Source organism: Rhizobium sp. 268, assembly GCF_036571585.1.
Taxonomy (GTDB): domain Bacteria; phylum Pseudomonadota; class Alphaproteobacteria; order Rhizobiales; family Rhizobiaceae; genus Rhizobium; species Rhizobium redzepovicii.
On sequence record NZ_JAPPSO010000050.1, the window covers coordinates 1 to 4,501 of the forward strand.

At 54.7% G+C, this 4,501-nt stretch carries 4 protein-coding genes; 3 read left to right on the forward strand and 1 reads right to left on the reverse strand.

What is annotated here, in order from left to right; translation table 11 throughout:
• Nucleotides 1-254, reverse strand: a 254-nt coding sequence (locus OS035_RS33185; RefSeq protein WP_331815565.1) for a hypothetical protein, incomplete at its 3' end; no start/stop codon positions are given.
• A gap of 1 nt (nucleotide 255) precedes the next feature.
• On the opposite strand from OS035_RS33185, the gene OS035_RS33190 reads away from it, so the two are divergent.
• The 3 genes from OS035_RS33190 to OS035_RS33200 all read left to right on the forward strand — a co-directional run bounded on the left by OS035_RS33190 (nucleotide 256) and on the right by OS035_RS33200 (nucleotide 4,226).
• Complete coding sequence (locus tag OS035_RS33190) at nucleotides 256-546, forward strand: hypothetical protein (protein WP_128408789.1); 291 nt, start codon at nucleotides 256-258, stop codon at nucleotides 544-546.
• A 402-nt stretch (nucleotides 547-948) separates the two neighbouring features.
• Nucleotides 949-2,013 (forward strand): HlyD family secretion protein, encoded by a 1,065-nt coding sequence (locus OS035_RS33195; RefSeq protein WP_128408791.1) that lies wholly within the window; start codon nucleotides 949-951, stop codon nucleotides 2,011-2,013.
• Nucleotides 2,014-2,042: 29 nt separating this feature from the next.
• Nucleotides 2,043-4,226: a peptidase domain-containing ABC transporter gene (locus OS035_RS33200; RefSeq protein ID WP_331815569.1), complete on the forward strand. Its 2,184-nt coding sequence runs from the start codon at nucleotides 2,043-2,045 to the stop codon at nucleotides 4,224-4,226.
• The last annotated feature ends 275 nt before the right edge of the window (nucleotides 4,227-4,501 follow it).

Consider the following 4,501-nt stretch of genomic DNA (forward strand, 5'->3'; position numbering starts at 1 on the left):
AACAAAGCATGAAAATGACGCCGTTCATGGGATAATTGCGAGCCGCAGAAATGTTTGCGACAGCCCCGGCAGCCTCGTCGATCCATTTGACCCGCCTGGAATTCCGTTCTATATAACTTCAGTCGAGAAAGCGGGATATAATCCGTCATGACGCTAAAACAGGCGTTAACGCCAACAAATCCATTGATGCGCTCGCAGAAATCAGCTTTATGAAACCCGATCGCCGCAAGAAGCGAGAAGCGCCTGGAGGACACGATGACCACCCTCGTCAACAGCATTGCCGAGTTGCCAGCACTTCATGCGCTGCAACGAGCGCCCCATTTATTGCGTTTCACCGTCGCCCTTGGGCATTTGGAAGAGGGGAAAACCATGACGACTGACATCTCATCTTATGGTGTGATTGAATTAACTCGCGCCGAAGCTTCTAAAACTTGCGGAGGAAACCCCGTCGCGGTTGCTGCCGCAGCAGGCGCCTTCGGAGGAGCTACAACAGTCGTTGTAATATTCGGCGTGAAATTGTTAATCAATTGGATATCTAGGCACTAGAGCCGAAATTCGCGCGTGGAGCAATTTTGCCGGTGCCTCGAAGCCTTGATCTCGTTCGGCACCGGCTGCTCCGCTGCTCGGCCGTTGTTGAGGTCCTGACTGACCCGAAACAATCCGGCCGAGGACTGCAGAAAATGAAGTTTGAGGCATCAGTTGAAGATGTAAAACGATGAATACTGAAATTTTACACTATGAATGTTGTTTGCATTATCACGAAGCAAGCATCTGCACTTTCGTTTGATGATGGGATCGGCTCTGGCAGATATATCAAAACACATTCGATGTTTTTGAGCGGTGACCCTGCGCATGAACAATATCCAGCTTACTCCTGAAATGGCCTGCTACACTGCAGAGAGCATACTGTCGCGGCGACCAGGTCGTCCTTTCCTCATTTACAAGCTGATGGTGCTCTCGGTGGTTGCGGCATTGGTGTCGCTGCCACTCGTGAGCATAACTGTCTCTGTTCAAAGTCCCGGAAGAATTCGCCCTGTCATCGAGAAGACGCCCCTGGTCGCGCCGTTCTCCGGGCGCGTTTCTCGCATCCTAGCTGTTGAGAACGACCGGGTCGCCGAAGGGCAGGAGATCCTCGCCCTCGATGATGAGGTCGTTGGAGAAAGGCTCGTGGCTCTTAGAGCCGATATTCGCGCTAAGAGCGATCTTGCCAGTGACCTCAAAGCTCTGATCGCGTCCGGTACCACCATTGGCCCGGTCCGCCTCCTCACCGAAACAGTTAAGGCCGAGCAGGCGCATTTTCTCGACCTTCTGCGTGAGAACGAGTTTTCCCGTAGCAATGCGGCGGCGGAGTTGGAGCGCGCTAAGCGACTCCTTTCGTTTGCTACGGCGCCAGCGAAGTCGGTAGACGAAAGGGCTTTCGCTCTCCAGAGCATTGAGGTTCAGCGCGAGATTCTCATGAGGCGCAAATCCGCTGAATGGAGCCAGAAACTCTTCGACACGACCTTGCGCCTAAAAGAACTCGCCGCCGACTTACGTCAATCGGAGAAGGAACTGGATCTGACGCACATCCGGACTCCGGTGTCAGGCGCCCTTGAGCAATTCTCCGGCCTCAGCCCCGGCAGCTACATTCAGGCAGGGCAAAGTGTCGCTTGGGTCTCCCCGGGCGGCGAACTGGTGGCAGATATCTACGTCTCACCCAACGACATCGGCTTCGTGCGGCCGGGCCAGTCGGTGCGTCTTCAGGTAGATTCCTTCAGCTATAATCAATGGGGTTTGATCGAAGCAACAGTGCGCGAAGTGGCGCAGGACTTCACACTCATTGACGGCAGGCCGATCTACAAGGTCCGTTGCACGCTGTCACACAACCATCTTGCGCTCAAGAATGGGGCTATCGGTTACCTCAAGAAAGGCATGACCATCCAGGCACGTTTTCTTGTGGCCAACCGCACGCTCCTGCAACTCCTCTACGAAGGCGTCGACGATTGGCTCAACCCGCTCAAGACGGCCCACTAATTCTTGATTTACCGAACAGAGAAAGCGTCATGCCTAAAAAAGTCAGTAAGTTCAAACAACGCGACAACACGGATTGCGGCGCTGCCTGCCTTGCTTCTGTCGCAGCGACCTATGGTTATAGGCTGCCTTTGTCGCGCATCCGGCAATATGCCTCTACCAACTGCTCCGGTACCACCGTGCTAGGTCTCAAGGAAGCGGCCGAGAAACTAGGCTTCATCACAAAGGCGGTGAAGGGTGGCTTCGATTGCCTGTACAAGATCCCGATGCCCACTATCGCGCATGTGGTCGTCAAGGAAGTCCTGCACCACTTCGTCGTAATCCAATCGGTCGACGCAAGGTCGGTCACGGTCATGGACCCAGCCTACGGCGAAATTCGCAAGCTGTCGCACGGGGAGTTCAAGACGCAATGGACCGGCGTCCTGTTGTTCTTGGTTCCCGGCGACGGCTTCAAGCGCCGCGATGAGACCACGTCACCCCTGGTCCGTTTCGCCAGTCTGCTTGTGCCACATAGGGCAGTGATGGCGCAGTCCCTCGTCGGAGCGCTGGTGACGACGATCCTTGGCCTCTCGACAGCCATCTATGTCCAGAAGATCGTAGATCATGTGATCACCGGGGGCAACCGCAACCTGCTCAACCTGATGAGCGTCGCCATGCTGCTCATCCTGGTATTACAGGTGGTGATCAATGTCCTACGAAACCTGCTCGTACTGCAAACCGGGCAGAAGATCGATGTCATACTGATCCTCGGCTACTACAGTCACATCATAAACCTGCCCCAGAAGTTCTACGACAGCATGAGAACGGGCGAAATCATTTCGCGGATGAACGATGCCGCGAAGATCAGGAGCTTCTTGAACGATGTATCGATCAACATGTTCGTCGATTTAAACACATCTCTGTTCGCGTTGGGGCTGATGTTTGTCTATTCGTGGAAGATTGCCTTGGTCGTGGCGGCTTCCATCCCTCTATATCTCTTGGTCTATTGGGCCGCGAACCGCATGAATCGGAAGTACCAGCGCGCCATCATGGAAAATGCCGCTGACCTCGAAGTGCAGTTGGTGGAATCGCTTGGAGCTGTCTCTACGATCAAGACCTCCGGCGTCGAAAGTTTCGCCAAATTCAACATCGAAACCCGCTTCATCAAGACGCTGCACTCAGTCTATAACTCTGCGCGGGTTTCGATCTTTGGAGATAGTGCCTCGACCTTCCTGTCGACCCTGTTTACCATCGTCCTGATGTGGTTTGGCACTACGCTTGCCCTCAATCAAGCGCTCACGCCCGGCGAGCTACTTTCATGCTATGCGTTGCTCGGCTACGTGACCGGGCCTATTGCCAGTCTCATCCACACTAACAGGGTCATTCAGGACGCCTTTGTCGCGGCGGATCGCATTTTCGAGATCTTCGACCTTAAACAGGAGACGAACGGCGGCGGCGTTGATGCCACGAAGTGCGACCTTGGTGATATCAGCATGGAAAACATCACTTTCCGCCATGGGTCTCAGCCGGAGCTTTTCCGGAACTTTAGTCTCACTTTCAGGCGAGGCGAGATGACGGCGGTGGTGGGGGAAAGCGGCTCGGGCAAGAGCACGATTGCGGCTCTGCTGCAAAATGTGTATCCACTCGAAAGTGGACGCATCCGGATCGGCTCCTATGCGCTCCAGGATCTCTCCACCGTTTCGCTGCGCAATGTAATGGCAACGGTGCCGCAATCAATCGACGTGTTCTCAAGCTCGGTAATCGAGAATATCGCACTTGGCGAATTCGATCCGGACATCGCGAAGATCCTGCAAATATGCGATCAAGTAGGGTTACGAAAGCAAATCGAATGCTGGCCCAGCGGCCTTCAGACCCGTCTGGGCGAGAATGGTGTACGCCTCTCCGGTGGCGAGAAGCAGCGCCTTGCGTTGGCTCGAGCTCTCTATCGAGATCCGGAGATCCTCATCCTCGACGAAGCGACCTCGTCTCTAGACTCGGTCGCTGAGGGTTTTGTGCTGCGGGTAGTTGAGGATCTGCGTCAGGCTGGCCGGACTGTCATCGTCATCGCTCACCGACTGAGCACCATTTGTAAGGCCAACAAGATCGTAGTCCTTGACAAAGGCAAGATTATTGAGGAGGGAAACCACACTGAACTTTTGAGCGCTAATGGCTCTTATGCCGCTCTGTGGCGGGTGCAAATTGGCGCCATCTCAGACAGCGGACTGATGCAGCGATAGCTGCCCGGGACGGCTGTCAGGCTGCGGCGACACACGCGATTTTGTTCCAGATTTGTATGGCGGTGACCTGATGTGATGGACGGCCTCCGCTCCCGGCAACGCACTGTGCCAAGATGTGGGGGCACCGTAAAGTTAACAGACGGCTGATGAAGATGTGCGTACATGGGGCATGTCAGAAGTTGCTCGTGATCCGCTTTATCGTCGCCACGGGCGTGTCGCAAAGTTTTCTGTTAACGCGGATTTGAGATTTGGATGGTGAAACGGCGCTCCGATTT

Coding starts and splice junctions, on each gene's coding strand:
- OS035_RS33190 (WP_128408789.1), top strand. CDS start 256: ATGACCACCCTCGTCAACAGCATTGCCGAGTTGCCAGCACTTCATGCG.
- OS035_RS33195 (WP_128408791.1), top strand. CDS start 949: ATGGTGCTCTCGGTGGTTGCGGCATTGGTGTCGCTGCCACTCGTGAGC.
- OS035_RS33200 (WP_331815569.1), top strand. CDS start 2,043: ATGCCTAAAAAAGTCAGTAAGTTCAAACAACGCGACAACACGGATTGC.